The 18,392-nt window shown below is 32.0% G+C and carries 9 protein-coding genes; 5 read left to right on the top strand and 4 right to left on the bottom strand.

Translation table 11 applies throughout. The features are described 5' to 3' along the window. Positions 1 to 16: 16 nt before the first annotated feature. The 3 genes from sprA to NH341_RS03035 all read right to left on the bottom strand — a co-directional run bounded on the left by sprA (position 17) and on the right by NH341_RS03035 (position 10,064). Positions 17 to 7,117, bottom strand: a complete 7,101-nt coding sequence (sprA, locus tag NH341_RS03045) for a cell surface protein SprA (protein ID WP_253055662.1) — start codon at positions 7,115 to 7,117, stop codon at positions 17 to 19. 6 nt (positions 7,118 to 7,123) lie between these two features. Beyond that, positions 7,124 to 7,705, bottom strand: a complete 582-nt coding sequence (ruvA, locus tag NH341_RS03040; protein WP_047787902.1) for a Holliday junction branch migration protein RuvA — start codon at positions 7,703 to 7,705, stop codon at positions 7,124 to 7,126. Between the two features lie 64 nt (positions 7,706 to 7,769). Then, a complete protein-coding gene (locus NH341_RS03035) occupies positions 7,770 to 10,064 on the bottom strand; it encodes an NADP-dependent malic enzyme (RefSeq protein ID WP_047787903.1) in 2,295 nt (764 codons plus the stop codon). Between the two features lie 237 nt (positions 10,065 to 10,301). Between NH341_RS03035 and NH341_RS03030 the strand changes: the two genes are divergently transcribed. Next, positions 10,302 to 10,919, top strand: a complete 618-nt coding sequence (locus NH341_RS03030) for a PAS domain-containing protein (RefSeq protein ID WP_047787904.1) — start codon at positions 10,302 to 10,304, stop codon at positions 10,917 to 10,919. A gap of 299 nt (positions 10,920 to 11,218) precedes the next feature. Beyond that, positions 11,219 to 11,857 (top strand): PAS domain-containing protein, encoded by a 639-nt coding sequence (locus NH341_RS03025; protein WP_047788346.1) that lies wholly within the window; start codon positions 11,219 to 11,221, stop codon positions 11,855 to 11,857. A 41-nt stretch (positions 11,858 to 11,898) separates the two neighbouring features. Here NH341_RS03025 and queG read toward each other — a convergent pair whose 3' ends face one another. Next, on the bottom strand, positions 11,899 to 12,822 hold the full coding sequence (gene queG / locus NH341_RS03020; RefSeq protein WP_047787905.1) for a tRNA epoxyqueuosine(34) reductase QueG: 924 nt from the start codon (positions 12,820 to 12,822) through the stop codon (positions 11,899 to 11,901). 119 nt (positions 12,823 to 12,941) lie between these two features. On the opposite strand from queG, the gene NH341_RS03015 reads away from it, so the two are divergent. The 3 genes from NH341_RS03015 (at position 12,942) to moaD (ending at position 18,388) form a co-directional block, all read left to right on the top strand. Then, positions 12,942 to 15,539, top strand: coding sequence for an AsmA-like C-terminal region-containing protein (locus NH341_RS03015; protein ID WP_253055661.1), 2,598 nt, complete (start codon positions 12,942 to 12,944; stop codon positions 15,537 to 15,539). Between the two features lie 131 nt (positions 15,540 to 15,670). Then, entirely contained in the window at positions 15,671 to 18,136 is a 2,466-nt protein-coding gene (locus tag NH341_RS03010) for a DUF5686 and carboxypeptidase regulatory-like domain-containing protein (protein ID WP_253055660.1), read from the top strand. A gap of 9 nt (positions 18,137 to 18,145) precedes the next feature. Further along, positions 18,146 to 18,388, top strand: a complete 243-nt coding sequence (gene moaD, locus NH341_RS03005) for a molybdopterin converting factor subunit 1 (RefSeq protein WP_047787908.1) — start codon at positions 18,146 to 18,148, stop codon at positions 18,386 to 18,388. Positions 18,389 to 18,392 lie beyond the last annotated feature (4 nt).

Below are 18,392 nucleotides of genomic sequence, written 5' to 3'. Positions count from 1 at the left end.
TTTTATTGTGTTTGTTTTAATTTCCTAAGTTGTATACTAAATTAATTCCTGCATTAATAGATTGTCTTGGAAAAGTGGTAGAAACTGCATATTCAAATGTTTGGTGATTGTAATAAAAAGATGCTGTTAAATTGCTGCTTAAATTATAGTCGGCAATAAATTTTAATCCAAATAATTTCTCCCCTCCTGTAATCTGACTATTTTCTTCATCTACACTTCTTATCAATGTTAAGTTATCTCTTAACGATATATCAGCTCTTAAATTTATATCTCCTTTTAAAGTTTCTTTTTTTCCTGTAAATCTAGTGACAAATTTAACATCTCTTATCTTGTATCCAAACCCTAAAACATATTCTGTCCCTTTAACATCTGTTAAAGTATTATTATTAAAGTTTAATGTTAAAGATCTGTCTCTTCTTATCTCTCCTTTGAATGAAACTGAATTCTTCATTCTAAAATCTACTTTTATTAATGGTGAAAACTCATCAATTAAAGTTGCGGACGAAATTAAGAGTTCTGGTTGATAATTACCAGAAGTATTTGTATTTGTTTCTCTATTATTTGAATCATACTGTAAATTATTAGAATAGTTACCTATTGTATACGATGATTTGTAACCATGTGATAGAGTAAACGAAGAAAAGTTTTTCTTAAACCATTTATATTTCATAAAACCATTATAGCGTAATGTCCAGTTAGGAATCGGAATATTTTTAAAGATTCCTGTACTTACCGAATTCGGACTATTACCAGAATATGCAGCAATAAATGCTGGAAGCATTGCTTGCTGTCCGTTTGTTTGATACGCTGCTGTACCCGTATTAGGCAAGCCTGTTTCTGCCGATAGTCTATTTGAAATAGTGCTTCTATAATCTAAGAAGTTTTGATATAATGTTTCATTATCAGTAAAAATAGTTCCTAACATAAAATGGCTAATACTATAATTGCCTGTTTCAAAAGGTTTTATATTCGGGTCTTGCTCAAAACCTCCACTACCATTTGAAACAACATCTAACTGCTGTGTTAAGTTACTTGTTTGAATTCTGTTCCCTCGTAAATCAATAGTTAAATCTCTAAAAGGTTTTACAGACACATTATAATCTAGTTTTTTATATCTTGTTTTAGAGTAATTCTTACTGTAATACTCATCTCCAGCGTTTCTAGTAATTAACCATCCATTTTCAATTGCTGTATTTAAAATATCTGTTTGACTACCAAATACAAATCCTAAAGTTGGAGCTAAGCCTCCGTCAAAACCATTTCTTCCTAAAAATCCAACTGAAGGCTTATATCCTTGTAGTAAAGTTCCATTATTTTGAGAGTAACTAATTTTTGCTCTTTTTACCGATGTTAACACATCATATACTCCCTTTCCTAATTTTTGACCAAAAGTAGCTTTCTTTTTAAGCTTTGGCTTTTGGGCTACTTGATTTCCTCCTAATGTAGCTGTTCCTTTTTGAGTTGGTTGCTTTTTTGTTCCTTTTAACAATAGTTTATCTACACCAACAATTTTATAAAAACGACCGAAATCTATATTTGTGTTTAAGTTATGTGTATTGGCATTCTGAATCATGTTTCCAACTTGCTCAATATAACTTTGTGAACCTGCTTTCCAATCAAAATCAGCTGTATAACCATAATCTGCATTGATAAAATTCAAGAATGGAAACTTATTTAATGGTAATTTATAAGTTGTATTTAACTTTTGATGGTAATTATCTGGTCTTCCTATACTGAAAAATTGATCGTAAACTTCTAATTGTTCATCTTCTCCAAAACTATCGTATATATAATTGTTTGTCGCATTAAAGTTTAATTGTAATGACTTAGTTAAGTCGAAACCGATTGTATAATCCCAATTAAACAAAAACCTTCTTTGTATGAGCTCAGGTTGAGCAGGTAAAGGATTCACTGGGTCAATAATCAAGTTTCTTGACTGTTGACTATTATAGTTTCTGTTAATTCTTGAGTTTAATGCTATTGTTTTAGGTACTGGGTTAAAGTTTAAATCTTTTATAAATTGTAAGTACCTACTTTTAAATCCTTCTGATTTTTTAAATGGCTCTATACTAAAAGGAACAAAAGTGAAATTATAACTAGCACCAGCCATTACATTTTTGTTTACATAACTTTCAATATTGTAATCTTTATGAAACTCCTCGCTATGTGAATATGAGGCTGAAAAATTCTCTACATCATAAAATTTAGGTTTCTTCTTACTTTCTGGGTTTCTATTCTTTTTTACATTAATGAAACTAATACTTTTCCTTCTTGTATAATCTTGAGCATTTTTACTATTTGGGTTTTTATCAATTGCGTCTTCTAATTCTACATCTTGAAATTGTGGATCGTATTTTGGGTCTCTAAACTCTTCTCCATAACTATAATTCATAGGTACTTGCATGTTCCATTTTTTTGGCATCATTTTACCTAACTGAATATTGGTAGCTACACTATATTGTTTTATTTCTTCAATACTTCTTTGTTGTACACGATCTTCTACATTACCAAAACCTATGGTTGACATTCTTCCAGCTAAAGAGACATCCATTACATCAGCCATATTAGCATCTGCATTTACAACTGCTGCCCATCCTCCTTTGTTATCAAAGCCTACTGCACGTAATTCATTAAACCAAACTTCAACAGTTTTATTATCGCTAACTGTATTTTTAACCCCTAACATCACCGTTCTTACTTGAGCTAAGGTTGGGTTTCCTCTCACAGAAATTTTTAATCCATTAGAGCTTATCGACGAATACACATCAGTAAGATTGCTTCCTGTTGGTCTTTCAATTTTTAGGTTAGCTAACTCTTCTAATGGAATATCTAAATTATTTTCCTGAGGCCAAACATCTAAAGATGAAGCGTTTGATGTAGATATTTTTAATGGCTTTTCTACTTGGTAATAGTTATCGTTTAAATCGGTACCTAAACGTATAACTGCTACCATTTCATCATCATTTGCGCCTGTAACGCTATTTTGATTTTCAGCATGTAAAAACATACGCAGCTTTTTATACCTACGCATATCAATACTAATATTTTTATAAATAGTTCTAACCTCGTCAGCTTCTAAGTCAGTTACCTTTAACGTTACAGATTGCTCGTTTTGACGTTGAATTCTATTGGTTCCTTGCAAACGTTCTCTTTGAATTCCTGGTGGCAGTTTATAACGGTCTTGATTTTGTTCAATGCTAACTACTCCTACTTCAAACTTGTTTAATTTATTTGAATCTAAATCCTCAGGAGGAGTGTTTGTATCTGGTAATGTTTTTGTATAACGTCTCCAATCTCCTCTTACCAATTCTAATTCTCCAAAACGTAATACTACTGGCATTTTGAATTGCGTTAAAAACATTCGTATGAAACGAATGCTATTAAAATCAGTAATTCCATTAATTTTTTGAGCATCAGTAACATTTCTAACAGGTATTCTAAATTGATACCATTTAGTGGTTCTTGTTGCTCCGTTTAAAAGTGTTACATTTTGTGTTTTTACATCAATAATATTATTTTGACCTAATACTAAATCTGTTTTATTTAGAGAAACCTCATACTCAAAATAGCTATTCACAGGATTCATTGTTTGATCCTTATTGATGTCTTCTGTATCTGGGTAGGTGGTTGATGATGTTGGATATGATTCGTTTGACTGACTCGCTGTTGGTGAGTTACCTTCTGTACCGTTAAAGTTTTTGTATCTGGATAAAACTGATGGATTAGTGTTTTCTATTTCTCCTCCTCTAAAAAACTGGAAATTATCTCCCGCTGGGTCATCTAGTCCAGCAAATGCAGGGAATTTTATTCTTTCTTCTTCATCACTTAAACCGTCTAAACCAATATCTTGATTCGTTCTTGCATCATTACTAGAGTCAAAAGCATATAAAATAGAAGGATTTATAGGGGTATCTCCCCAAATAGAAGTTTGGATATTACCTCCGTCAGCTTTTTGTCCATCGGCAGGGAGCCCATTTTCATATTGCTTTCTTCCATCTTTTAATATATCTTCAGAAACATTACCTAAGTTTATAAATAATTTCCCTACTTGATTTGTTGGGTCATTTGGGTTAATTCCTGCAGGCAAACCTTCTTCAGTTGTAATTGAATAGTTTTCATACGGATCCATTAACCAAAATTGAATATACTCAACATTTGCTTGCTCAAAATTATTCGTGGTTAATGCTCTCATAATACCTCCCCAGCGCTCTTCAGCTGTTACACTGCTTGCATTTTCATTATAGTTATATGGTCCTCTTTCTGCAGGGTAATAAGCTAAATCTAAGGTTCTAACTAAGTTTTGTTGTGTAATGTCTAAATCTGTGTTAGGAAATAATTCATTATATCGAATTTGACGTACCTCATCTCTAGACAATTCATTCTCATCAATATTACTTGGTCTGTTTCCACTTCCGTAGAATAGTTGATCAATATTGTACCAAGCTAATTTCCCTCTTTTGTAATTGTATTCTAAACCAAAAGTTCCTCCATCAAAACCTTGAGATTCTGGCGTACTCGCTAAAAACCATTGCTGTGGTGAGTTTAAGTTAATTGGTATTTGTGAAGCTTCAAAATCATCTAAATATGAAGTTGCAGTACCATCTACATTAATTCCACTAGGAGATCCTGGTAACAAATATGCCATGTCCGCTCTAACCGAAACATTTGACGGAGCTTCAGTTTCAACGAAAGGCAATTTGTTTGCTAGTTTTGTTAAATAGGGTACTTCTGAAGAATAGTCTAAGTTCAAACCTAACATAATATTATCTATAGGCTCTCCTCCTAAATTTACCTTAGGTGTAATTGGCTTTTCACTAACATTTAAAAAAGTTCCCCCTAAAATAAAATCTTCAGAAAAACGATGTTCAACATCAATTCCTATAAATGTTTTTCGTTGCTGATTAAAAAATGTATTATTTTCTACAGATGCGTTAATTGGAATTCCTGAAGCTTCTAAACCTGGGTCTAAAATTTGCACACGACCTAATTGATAATCTACCACATAATCTATCCCTTCAACCAATTGTCTTCCTCCAGCTGTAACGCGAACTGACCCTCTTGGAACATTGAAAGCCCCCAAAGAGATCCCTCTACTTGTTTCTGATTTAAAATATCCTTTTAAGAAGAATTTATCTAAGTTCTGATACTCATTTTTAGCTTGAATTTTAGTAGTTAAATATAATTCTTCGAAACCGTATTTTGTTTGATCTGTTGGATTGGTTAATTTCAGTAATAAATCTTCACCAAATGGTTCTGGTTCAGGAAACAAAATGTATCCTCTTTCAGAATTTACCGTAATTCCTTCTACATAATCAAAAAAACCATCTCCATTTGTAACTGCATATTCACTTTGGTCTAATTTATCTAAATTCAGTAACCTTAATAATGGTTCATTCTTTAACGCTGTATTTGCTGCATTTTGTAAAGTGTTTTGTAAGGTTCCTGTTTCATCATCACGATACAATAACTCAAAACGAAAACCTTCACGTTGTAATGGAAATGCTCCTAAAGCATATACGTTTTTCATCATTAAGCGCCACGTAGGAAAAGGCTCACCGGGACTATTTGCTGTAGCTGTTCCTGGTCGAACTGTATTTAAAATTTCACTACGTAATAATTTTACTGCTAGGTTTGCTGGTGCAACAACTCCATCGTTTGAAAACTCTCCTACTCTAAAAACTGTTTCACTATTAGAGGCTCCTACCACAGTATATTCAAAAGCTACTGCTAAAACTTCTCCGTCATTTAATCGTCTATTTAACGAGATAAACCCTAACTGTGGATGTAGTTTGAATTCATTAGGTTGTAACTTACGAGCATTTTGTAAGTATGTATAGTTAAAGCCTTGTCTCGCTGGAACACCAATACCATTAATTGCAGCATCAATAGTTGCAACATCTCTAATCCCACCTGAATTTGCTGTTAATAAAGAACTTAAATTATTCACTCCATTATAAGGTATAATTTCAGAATTAACTGATATAGCTCCAGGTGTTGTTGTTATTTCAGCTGGATTCACTTCATTTGCATCATCAGATTCTCCTAAATCGGCAAAAGCTACAATACTACGATAATCGGTTACGTTTTGATTTCTATTAGTTACCCAAACCTCAACTCTAGTAATATTTATAGGACTGTTAATTAAAGGGTAATTCTCTAAAGCTTCTTTGTAATTTTCTCTAAAATATTGTGATAAAAAGAAATGTCGATCATTATCATAGTCAGATGCTCGTAATTCAAATGGTTCTATGGTTGCTCCACCTTCAGCAACTACTGTTTTAGATTGTGAATTTTGCTGTGAGAATGCAGCTGTAACATATGTTTTACCAAACTGTAATTCTGTTTTTACCCCAAATAACGATTGTGCTCCATTAATAAGTGAGTTTTTAATTGGCATACTAATATTACCTGCCTCGATATTTCTAATAATATCATCTTCGGTTGGAGTATATTCTAACTTAATAATATTTTGAAAATCAAAAGTAGATTGGGTATCATAATTTGCCGTTACCGTTAATCTTTTACCTACTTTTGCTTGTAAACTCGCACTAATTTGTTGATCAAAATCAAATGTAAAGCTGCTTTGATTTTCAACAGAGATTTGAGGATTTTCATTGTTTTGATATACACCTCCAAGTTTAATATTTATTTGTCCTGTTGGGTTTACCTCAACAGTGTTACCTCCAAAAACAGATTCGAAAAACTTAGAATTTACATAGTATTTAGGTAATAAGTTTTTACGAGCAGCCTCACTGCCCTTCTTTTTAGGGTTAGTAGCGTCTACTTTTTCTTTAAAATAATCTTTTAAATCATTTTTTAAGCGGTATTCATTATACTCTTTAGGTGTCATAAAAATAGGGGTACCTACATAGTAATCTCCTATTTTTTCAACAATCATAAACTTATTCAACGCCTTATCATAAGTTACTACTTTTTGAGAAGGGTTGTTTAAATAAAGTGTTCCGTTTTGGTTATATTTAAAATTATACTTAAGGGGAATAACAGTATCCTGTTTAGCATTACTTGTCTTATTTTTTTGAGTATTTTGTGAAAACGAAACAACACTTACTAAAATAGCAAGTGCTGTAAGTAGTCTATTAATAACTGCTTTTTCCAACCTTTTTTATAAGTTTTTTAACGCCTGTTTTATAAGTTTTTCAACACTAGCATCAGGTGTTTCTTTTAATATATTCCCTATTACCTTGTCAGCTTGTTTTCGTGCAAACCCAAGAACTTCTAAAGCAGATAACGCTTCTTCTTTATTTGTATTGTTCTGTACCACAGAAACTTCATCTATATCAAAAGTTTTTAAGACTTTGTCTTTTAAATCAACAATAACTCGTTGTGCAGTTTTAGCTCCAATACCTTTAACCGTTTGAATTAATTTTACATCTCCAGAAGCTATTGCCTGTGAAACCTCTTGTGAAGTCATAGAAGACAACATGGTTCGTGCAGTACTTGGTCCTACTCCTGAAACCGAAGTTAGTAACCTAAAAACTTCTCGCTCTGTTTTTGTTGAAAATCCATACAACGTATGAGCATCTTCTCTAATGGATAAGTGTGTATATAACAACACATATTCATCGTTTGGTAATAATGAATATGTGTTTAAAGAAATATGCATTAAATATCCTACTCCATTGCAATCTACAACAGCGTATGTAGGATTTTTTTCCACAAGTTTTCCCCTTATTTGTGTTATCATCTAGCTATTTTTTTCTATTGGTCTAAAATAGAAAAAATTATCTTTTAAAAAAATTTCTCTTATCTTATTGAGAAACTTTGTTTTTTGCTTTCATTTCCTTGTTTTGAGCATCTACAACTGCTACTGCAGCCATATTTACCATTTCATCTACACTTGCCCCCAATTGCAAAATGTGTACTGGCTTACTCATTCCAAGTAAAATTGGTCCTATAGTTTCTACTTCATCAACAGCTTTCATTAACTTATAGGTAATATTAGCCGATTCTAAATTTGGAAAAATTAATACGTTTGCTCTTTTTCCATTTAGTTTAGAGAAAGGAAACTCTTTTGCTAATAGTTCTGGATTTAAAGCAAAATCTGCTTGCAACTCACCATCAACTACAACATTTGGATAATGACGGTGGATGTAAGAAACTGCTTCTCTAATCTTAGTTGAACTTTCAGATTTTGATGATCCAAAATTTGAAAATCCTAACATTGCAACGTTTGGTTTCATCCCAAACATTTTAGCCAACACAGATGTTAACTGTGTAATTTTAGCTAAATCTTTTGCTGTTGGATTGATATTAATTGTGGTATCTGCTAAGAACATAGGCCCTTGCTTCGTTAACATCATATTTGTTGCTGCAACTCTTGTTACTCCATGATCCTTTTCAATCAATTCTAACATTGGCTTCACCACAGACGGGTAAGGTCTTGAATACCCTGTAATCAACGCATCTGCTTCTCCTGAATTTACCATCATTGCTGCAAAATAGTTGCGTTCACGCATCCATTTTTGTGCCTCTAAAAACGTAACTCCTTTACGTTGTCTTGATTTCCAAAATATTTCAGCATATCGGTTTCTTCTTTCTTCTTCCTCATCTGTTTTAGGATCAATAATTGGCACATCAGCATCAAATCCTAACTCAGTTTTCAGTTCTAAAATAATTTCTCTTCTTCCTAATAAAATCGGTTTTCCAATTTTTTCTTCATAAACTCTCTGTGCTGCTTTTAAAACATCTAAATGATCTGCTTCAGCAAACACTAATCTCTTAGGATTCTTTTTAGCTCTGTTGTGTAATAAGCGTACTTCTTTACTTCCTGTTCCTGAACGATCCATCAGCTCCTCTCTATACCTATCCCAATCATCGATAGGTTCTTGAGCAACTCCTGAGTCCATCGCTGCTTTTGCTATTGCTGGTGGAATTTCATAAATTAACCTTGGGTCAAATGGTTTGGGTATAATATATTCTTTTCCAAAAGAAAGGCTTACTTCATCATATACAATATTTACCTGTTCTGGCACTGATTGTTTTGCTAAATCTGCTAATGCATGTACAGCAGCCATCTTCATTTCTTCGTTAATTTTTTTTGCGCGTACATCTAATGCTCCACGGAAAATAAAAGGAAAACCTAATACATTGTTCACCTGATTAGGGTGATCTGACCTTCCTGTTGCCATGATAATATCGTCTCTTGTCGCTATAGCTAAATCGTACTCAATTTCTGGTTCTGGATTTGCCATTGCAAAAACAATTGGGTTTTTCGCCATTGACAAAAGCATTTCAGGAGATACCACATTTCCTTTTGACAAACCAATAAACACGTCGGCATTTAACATTGCTTCCTCTAAAGTATTTACATCTTGATCTGTAGCAAATTCCGCTTTTTGTGATGTTAGATTATCTCTATCTTTTCTAATAACCCCTTTACTATCACACATAATTACGTTTTCACGACTCGCACCTAAAGCTAGATACAAACGCGTACATGATATTGCTGCGGCTCCGGCTCCGTTCACAACAATTTTTACATCCTTAATATCCTTTTCATTAATCTCTAATGCATTTTTTAAGGCTGCGGCTGAAATAATTGCTGTACCGTGCTGATCATCGTGCATTACAGGAATATCCAACTCCTCTTTTAATCTTCTTTCAATTTCAAAAGCTTCAGGAGCTTTAATATCTTCTAAATTAATTCCTCCAAAAGTAGGAGCTATAGCTTTTACTGTTTCAACAAATTTATCAACATCAGTAGCATCTACTTCAATATCAAAAACATCAATATCAGCAAAAATTTTAAAAAGTAATCCTTTTCCTTCCATTACTGGCTTGGATGCTTCAGGACCAATATTACCTAACCCTAAAACTGCTGTTCCGTTTGAAATAACAGCCACTAAATTGCTCTTTGAAGTATATTTATAAACGTTGTTTTTATCTTTCGCTATTTCTAAACAAGGTTCAGCAACACCTGGTGAATACGCTAATGATAAATCGTGTTGTGTTGCGTATTTTTTGGTAGGTACTACTGCTATTTTTCCTGGCTTCGGTTTGGCATGATATAGTAAAGCTTCATGCCTTTTTCTAGAATCTCTCATAGGTTCGTTCTTGTTTGTTTGAACTTACAAATATACATTTTGTTTGTTAAGTAAAAGTAACTTGCTTACCTATAAAAGTTATATTATCTCATTAAACTCCTTTGGCTATTAACCCTAACTTTTGAGAATTATAAACATCATGAATAAAATTATTAAAAAATAATTAACAACCTGATAAAAGTCATATTTAGTCTTTCTTTTTCTTCTCAAATTTGCCCTAACCTTAAACCAATAGAAATGGAAACTACACAAAGACACATTATTAACGAAGAAGTACAATGGGATAAAACAAAAACCATTGTAAGCAAAACTGATGTTTACGGAACTATTTTATATGCTAACGATGTTTTTTCTAACACTTGTGAATACAGTACCATTGAGTTAGTTGGCGAACCTCATAATATTATCCGTCACCCAGATATGCCCAAGGTAGCTTTTAAAGTTTTATGGGACGCTCTTAAGAAAGGTGAAAACTTTCATGCAATTGTTAAAAACCTAACAAGAACCGGCAGATATTACTGGGTTATTACCGACTTTACCATTGATAAAGATGAAGAGGGTAAAATTGTAGGGTATACCGCTAGAAGGAAAGCCGTTCCTGATGGAGTTGTAAAAAAAATTGAACCTATATATAAAACACTTTTAGACATTGAAAAACTTAAAGGTGAAAAAGCTAGTGAAATGTATTTTGATGCCTACTTAAAAGAAGAAGTTGGTAAAACATATAATGAATTCGTAGTTGATTTGTTTAACGAAGAGCTTTCTAAAGAAGAAGCTGAAAAAATTAAGAATGAAACAAACCCTTTAAAGAAAGGATTAAATTGGTTTTTCTTTGGAGAAACAAACCCAACATAAATTTACTACCCCTAAATAATCCCTCTTAAAATGTTTTTTAAAAGGATTGAAACAATTGTTTCAATCCTTTTTTTTTCACACTTACCCCTTACTGTTAGTTAATAATACAATTCTATTATCAAAAAATAAAAAACTAACATAATTCTATTATCATATAACTAATATTTTAGACCAAATAAAAATTACATTCTCTTATCGTAACTAAAAATCCTTTCAAAGCAAACTCCTACTTCAAAAACCTTATATTTGTTGATTATTTTTTGAGTAAACCACCCCGAATAACTATTAAAACAAAAAAAATGCACACAAACAATTCTCTTAGACCTTCTAAAGTTATAGATGAGGAAATAAAATGGGACAAATCAAAAACAATTATTAGTAAAACAGATCCTGCAGGGACTATTTTATATATGAACGACACCTTTGAAGAGGCTTCGGAGTATAATAAAGTAGAACTTATTGGAGAACCTCATAACGTTATTAGGCATCCTGACATGCCTAAGGTAGTCTTTAAAATATTATGGGATAACCTAAAGCAAGGAAATAATTTCCATGCTATTGTTAAAAACTTAACAAGAACAGGTAGGTACTACTGGGTTATTACTGATTTTGATGTAGAAAAAGATGATAACGGAAAAATCACTGGATATACTGGAAGGAGAAAATCTTTACCTGAAAACGTTATAAAAAAAATTGAACCTTTATACAAAACGCTATTAGAAATTGAAAAAGTTAAAGGTGAAAAAGCAAGTGAATTATATTTTAATTCTTTCTTACAAGAAGAGGTTAACGCATCTTATGAAGATTTTGTTGTAAAATTATTTGAAGGAGAAACTGTCAACGCAAAAGAAACAGAAAAACAAACTCCTGTAAAAGAAAGTGGAATGCTAAAAAAAGGACTTAATTGGTTTTTCTTTGGAGAGACGAATCCTAAATAATCTTTAAAACATAAATAAAACCGCTTTTCTAAGCGGTTTTATTATTTTATAAAGTCAATATTTCTTAATAACCCTGAAAACTTAGTACGCTTTACTGCCGATTTTTTAAACACTTTACTAAAGGTTTCTTGTGTTAACTCTTGCCAATCACGTTTTGTCATTTGCAGTAAGTTTTCTTGAGGCGTAAATAGACTTTCTTTGTGCGGTTGTGAAAAACGATTCCATGGGCATACATCTTGGCACACATCGCAACCAAACATCCAATCTTGCATTTCTCCTTTAAATCCTGACGGAATTGCATCCTTTAGCTCAATTGTTAAATATGAAATACATTTACTTCCATCAACTGTATTATTAGGCAAAATAGCTTGAGTTGGGCATGCATCAACACAACGAGTACAACTACCACAATGATCTGTTTTAAAAGGGTCGTCGTATTCGAGTTCTAAATCAATAATTAATTCCGCCAAAAAGAAAAATGATCCTTGTTGTTTTTGAATTAACAACGAGTGTTTCCCGTTCCAACCCAACCCTGATTTTTTTGCCCAAGCTCTTTCTAACACAGGAGCAGAATCAACAAAACAACGACCAGAAACTTCTCCTATTTCATCATTAATCAACTGTAATAATTCTCGTAATTTATCTTTGATGATATGATGATAATCTTGTCCGTAAGCATATTTAGAAATCTTATAACTTCCTTCTTGCTGAACTTCCGAAGGAAAATAGTTGTACGACAAGGAAATTACTGATTTAGCACCATCTACCAGCAGTCGTGGATCTAAACGTTTATCAAAGTGATTTTCCATATAATGCATTTCACCGTGATATCCATTTTGCAACCATTGCTCTAAACGAGGTGCTTCTTCTTCTAAAAAATCAGCTTTTGCAATACCACAACCTAAAAAACCCAAGCGTTTTGCTTGTGCTTTTATAAAATTTGAGTATTGCTGTTTCTTATTCAAAATACATGGTTTTATCGCCACAAAATTACCAAAAGAAAAATTATAATTTTATTCACTTTCTATTTACAAATAAATGTTGAAATTTGTTCGTTAGTATTACATGACAAACTTTATTCATAATGAAAAAGATATATAAAATATTATTAGGTATTATAGTTTTTTTCTTCATCCTTTTGGTTAGTATTCCCCTACTATTTCAAGATAAAGTGATGAACTTGGTAAAAACTACTATTAACAACAACGTAAACGCCAAAGTTGATTTTAGCGATTCTAGCTTAAGCCTACTTAGAAATTTCCCAAATGCATCAGTTCAATTATCTAACCTAACAGTTATTAACAACACTCCTTTTGAAGGTGATACTTTAGTATATGCTAAAGAAGTAAACTTAGCATTAAAACTTACAGAACTTTTTAAAGCTTCATCTGAGCAGCTAAACATTAAATCATTTACTATTGATGATGCTCTAGTAAACGTATTGGTTGATAAAAAAGGAAATGCTAACTACGATATTGCAAAACCTTCTGAGACAGAAGAGACAAAAGATGAAGAACCATCTACTTTTGGACTGTCTATTAATTCATATGCTATTAATAATGCTACGATAAAATACAATGACGAGCAAGGTAAACTAAACCTTGAACTAACCGAGTTAAATCATAGTGGAAGTGGTGACTTTTCTCAATCAAACACAGAACTAGATACCCAAACATCTACTTTAGTTTCTTTTGGAATGGACGGTAATTCATATGCCAAGAACCAAAAAATAGAATTAGATGCTATTTTAGGAATGGATTTAACTAATATGAAGTTTTCTTTCTTAAAAAATGAAGCTAAACTAAATAGTCTTCCATTGGTTTTTGACGGTTTTGTTCAAGTTAACGATAAAAACCAAGAGGTTGATATCAACTTCAAAACTCCGTCTTCTGACTTTAAAAACTTTTTAGGTTTAATTCCAGAAGCCTATACCAAAAGTATTGCTGGCGTAAGCACTACGGGTAACTTTAGTGTAAATGGAAAGGTAAACGGAATTATTGACGATAAACATATTCCGAAGTTAGATATATCTATGAAGTCAAATAATGCTTCATTTAAATATCCTGATTTGCCTAAAAGTGTTCAAAACATTAATATTGATGCGCAAATAAAAAACACTACTGGTAAAACCGAAAATACGTTTGTTACTATTAATGGTCTTTCTTTTAAGATTGATCAGGATACTTTTTCTGGAAAAGGAAATATTTATAATCTAACTACCAATCCAAAGATAAATGCTAGTTTAAAAGGTGTTTTAAACCTTGCTAATATTAATAAAGCATATCCTATTGATTTAGAAAATGATTTGAGCGGAATTTTAAAGGCTGATTTGCATACGAAGTTCGACATGAAAGCGATTGAAAACAACACTTTAAGTCGTATTAAAAATAATGGAAAAATGGAGGTGAGCGACTTTATTTTTTCTTCAAAAGATGTTGTAAATCCACTTCATATTAAAAATACAGTGGTTAATTTTACACCTGGTACCATTACCTTAAGTAAGTTTGATGCTACCTCAGGAAAAAGTGATTTAAATGCTACAGGAACAATTAAAAACCTGTTAGGCTTTTTACTTTCTGACAAAAAACTACAAGGAAACTTCAAGCTAAACTCAAACAATTTTTATGTTAGCGATTTTATGCAAGAAAGCCCTGAAGCTACTGAAAGCAAAGAGGAAACATCTAAAAAAGACACACCCAAAGAGTCTTTAAAAATTCCTGCATTTTTAGACTGTGCCGTTTCTGCAAACGCTCAAACTGTATATTACGATAATTTGACTTTGAAAAATGTAAGAGGAACATTGCTTTTAAAAGACGAAAAAGCCATTTTACAAAACATGAATGCCGGTATTTTTAATGGTCAAATTGCTTTAAACGGAGAAGTTAATACACAGCAAAAGAAACCTACATTCGATATGAAGTTAGGCATCAAATCTTTTGACATTGCTCAATCATTTACTAGCTTAGACTTATTACAATCATTAAGCCCTATTGCCGGAGCTATGAATGGTAAATTAAATTCTGACATTGATTTAATGGGAAGTTTGAATGACGATTTTACTCCAAACCTTACCTCAATTTCTGGTAATGCTTTAGCTGAACTATTGACAACTAGCATTAACCCTGAAAAAACAAAAGCACTTAGTTTATTAAACAATAAATTGTCTTTTATTGATTTAAAAAAACTAGATTTATCTGATATTAAGACATATTTATCTTTTAAAGAAGGTAATGTGATTGTAAAACCATTTGATTTAAAGTATAAAGATATTGGTATTACTGTAGGTGGTAACCATGGATTTGATAAAACAATGAACTACAACGTTACACTTAATGTTCCTGCTAAATATTTAGGTAATGAAGCACAAGGATTACTTGCAAAATTAAGCGCGAAAGAGCAACAAAACATAACAGTTCCTATTACTGCTAATATTACAGGTAACATGACAAGTCCTTCTGTAAAAACAGATTTATCTTCATCGGTTACTAAGTTAAGCCAGAAATTAGTTCAACAACAAAAAGACAAGTTAGTAAACAACGCTATAGGTAGCTTATTAGGAAACAAAAAGAAGGATAGTACTAACACAACCAATAAAAAAGACGAAACGGTTAAAAAGGTAACAGACGTTTTAGGTGGTTTATTCGGAAAGAAGAAGAAACAACAAAAAGATACTGTTAAGTAATCTTTTGTAACATTATTTCTTTTTCATAGTCTTACATTATATATTAAGAGAACTTTGTAAGTTATTTAACACTTCTTAAATACAATTTACAAAGTTCTTCTTTTATGTTTGTCACCAACAACTAACTGACTATGAAAACCATAACTACATTTTTATTTTTAGCATTCTCTTCAATTGTTTTTTCTCAAATTACAGGAAAGGTTACCGATATTAAAAACCAACCTATCTCTTTTGTAAGTGTATATTTAGAAAATACTATTACAGGTGCTACAACCAACACAAACGGCAACTATGAATTAGCTTTTAACTCAACAGGACAGCACACTCTAGTATTTCAAATGTTAGGTTATAAAACTGTTAAAAAAACAGTTGAAATTAACTCTTTTCCTTTTATCTTAAATATTGTTTTAGCTGAAGAAGAAGTTTCCTTAGATGAAGTCTTAGTATCTTCTAAAGAAAACCCTGCTAACAAAATTATTAGAAATGCTATTGCTAGTAAAGTAAAAAATACTGATAAATTTGCTGAGTATACTGCCGATTTTTATTCTCGTGGTTTATTTAAAGTAAAAGATTTACCGAAGAAGTTTTTAGGACAGGATATTGGTGACATGGGTGGTGGATTGGATTCTACTAGAACAGGCATCGTTTACCTGTCTGAAACCGTATCTAAAATCTCATTTCAAAAAAGACCTAAAAACTTTAAAGAGCATATTATAGCTTCAAAAGTTAGTGGACAAGACAACGGAATTAGTTTTAATCAAGCAGAAGAAGTAAATTTTAACTTCTATGAAAATTCTTTTGATTTAGCTGATGTTAAAGTTATTTCTCCTATTGCTAATAGTGCTTTTGGATACTACAACTATAAACTCACTGGTGTTTTTTATGATAAAAACGGAAAACTCATTAACAAAATTCAACTTTTACCAAAACGTAAAAACGATCGTGTTTTTAGTGGCTTCATCTATATAGTTGAAGATGATTGGGCTATTTATGGTGCCGATGTTATTGTCACTGGCGCACAAATAAGCCTACCAATTGTAGATTCACTACACATTAAACAAAACTATAATTTCTCTACTAAAAACAAAGCTTGGGTACCTGTTACACAAACTATAGATTTTAAAGCTGGTTTATTTGGATTTCATTTTAATGGACGTTTTTCTGCTGCTTATTCTAACTATAATTTCAACCCTAACTTTACCGAAGATACTTTTGGTAACGAAGTACTTTCGTTTGCTGAAAATGCTACAGAAAAAGATTCGGTATATTGGAATGAAATTCGTCCCGTGACTTTAACTTCTGAAGAAATATCAGATTACAAATTAAAAGACAGCATAAAAACTATTCGAAAATCGAAGAAATATTTAGACTCTATAGACACTAAAAATAATAAGTTTAAACCGTTAGATATTCTTTCTGGGTACACTTACCGAGATTCTTACAACAAGTGGTCGTTAAGCACTTCTTCCCCCATTGAAAGCCTTAACTTTAATACGGTGCAAGGGTGGAATTCTTCTTTAGGTGTTAACTATCGAAAATCACTTAACAAAAAAGGAAAACGTTTTAGTATTGGGGCTAATGTTAATTATGGTTTTTCAGAGAAAAAAGTGCGTCCTACAGCCAACTTCAACTATCGTTGGAACAATACTACGCGACCAGTTTTAACAATTTCTGGAGGAGTTGCCACACCACAATTCAACTCTAAACAACCCATTTCTAAATTTTGGAACACAATAAGTTCTATTGGTTTTGAACGAAACTATTTAAAAATTTATGAAAAGACATTTGCTAAAGCAATCTTTTCACAGGAAGTAACTAACGGAATACGCATGTTCTCTTCTTTAGAATTTGCAGACAGAAAGCCACTATTTAATACAACCGATTATGTAATGTTTCCGCAAGACGATGTAGACTACACTTCTAATAATCCGCAAGATCCTACAGATTTCTCTACAGGTTTTACGCCGCATCAAATGTGGACTTTTTCTTTAGGAGCAAACATTAGTTTTGGTCAAAAGTACTTATCATATCCTGATGGAAAATATAATATACCAAGTCGTAAGTATCCATCGCTATATATTGGTTATCAAAAAAACTTTGGGTCAGGAAACTCTGAATGGAATTCTGATGTGATTTTTTCTCAATTGTATCAACAAATCAATTTAGGTAATTGGGGTGAGTTTGCTTACAAAGCAAAAGGAGGTGTGTTTTTAGAGAAAAAAGACATTCCGTTTATAGATTATGCTCATTTTAATGGAAATCGCTTGTTAATAGCTCCAAAAGACAACTATTTGAACAACTTTTATATGCTTCCTTATTATAAACTAAGTTCTAATGATAAATATGCTGAACTTCATGGAGAATATAACTTTAAAGGAGCATTGTTAAGTAAGGTTCCTTTGTTAAATAAACTTAACTTTCATTTAGTTACTGGTGCAAAAGGATTATTTACAGCGGGCAACAAACCTTATTCTGAGTTTGCTATTGGTTTAGATAATGTTGGTATTGGAAAATGGCGCTTTTTACGTGTAGATTTTGCTCGCTCTTACTTTAATGGAAAATCTGAAAATAGAGTAGTTTTCGGGATAAAATTGTAGATTTGTTATATGAAAATAACTCTACTATTTTTCGGTATGTCAACAGATTTAGTTGATAATTCTTCATTAGAAATTGAACTACCTAACAAAAGTACGGTTGCTAGTTTTAAAAAATTTCTTATGGCAGAATTCCCTGAACTACAAAAAATGAGTTCGTATGCGGTAGCTATTAACGAAAGTTACGCTACTGACAACATACTAATAAAAGAGAATGATGTAATCGCTATTATTCCTCCAGTAAGTGGAGGATAATTAT

Source organism: Tenacibaculum sp. XPcli2-G, from assembly GCF_024124505.1.
Taxonomy (GTDB): domain Bacteria; phylum Bacteroidota; class Bacteroidia; order Flavobacteriales; family Flavobacteriaceae; genus Polaribacter; species Polaribacter mesophilus.
The sequence above is the reverse complement of the archived record's forward strand: the minus strand, read 5'-3'. Positions and strand labels throughout refer to the sequence as shown.

Excerpts from the sequence above, each read along its gene's own strand:
- ruvA (WP_047787902.1), bottom strand. The coding sequence starts at position 7,705 with ATGATAACACAAATAAGGGGAAAACTTGTGGAAAAAAATCCTACATAC.
- moaD (WP_047787908.1), top strand. The coding sequence starts at position 18,146 with ATGAAAATAACTCTACTATTTTTCGGTATGTCAACAGATTTAGTTGAT.
- NH341_RS03010 (WP_253055660.1), top strand. The coding sequence starts at position 15,671 with ATGAAAACCATAACTACATTTTTATTTTTAGCATTCTCTTCAATTGTT.
- NH341_RS03015 (WP_253055661.1), top strand. The coding sequence starts at position 12,942 with ATGAAAAAGATATATAAAATATTATTAGGTATTATAGTTTTTTTCTTC.
- NH341_RS03030 (WP_047787904.1), top strand. The coding sequence starts at position 10,302 with ATGGAAACTACACAAAGACACATTATTAACGAAGAAGTACAATGGGAT.
- NH341_RS03025 (WP_047788346.1), top strand. The coding sequence starts at position 11,219 with ATGCACACAAACAATTCTCTTAGACCTTCTAAAGTTATAGATGAGGAA.
- NH341_RS03035 (WP_047787903.1), bottom strand. The coding sequence starts at position 10,064 with ATGAGAGATTCTAGAAAAAGGCATGAAGCTTTACTATATCATGCCAAA.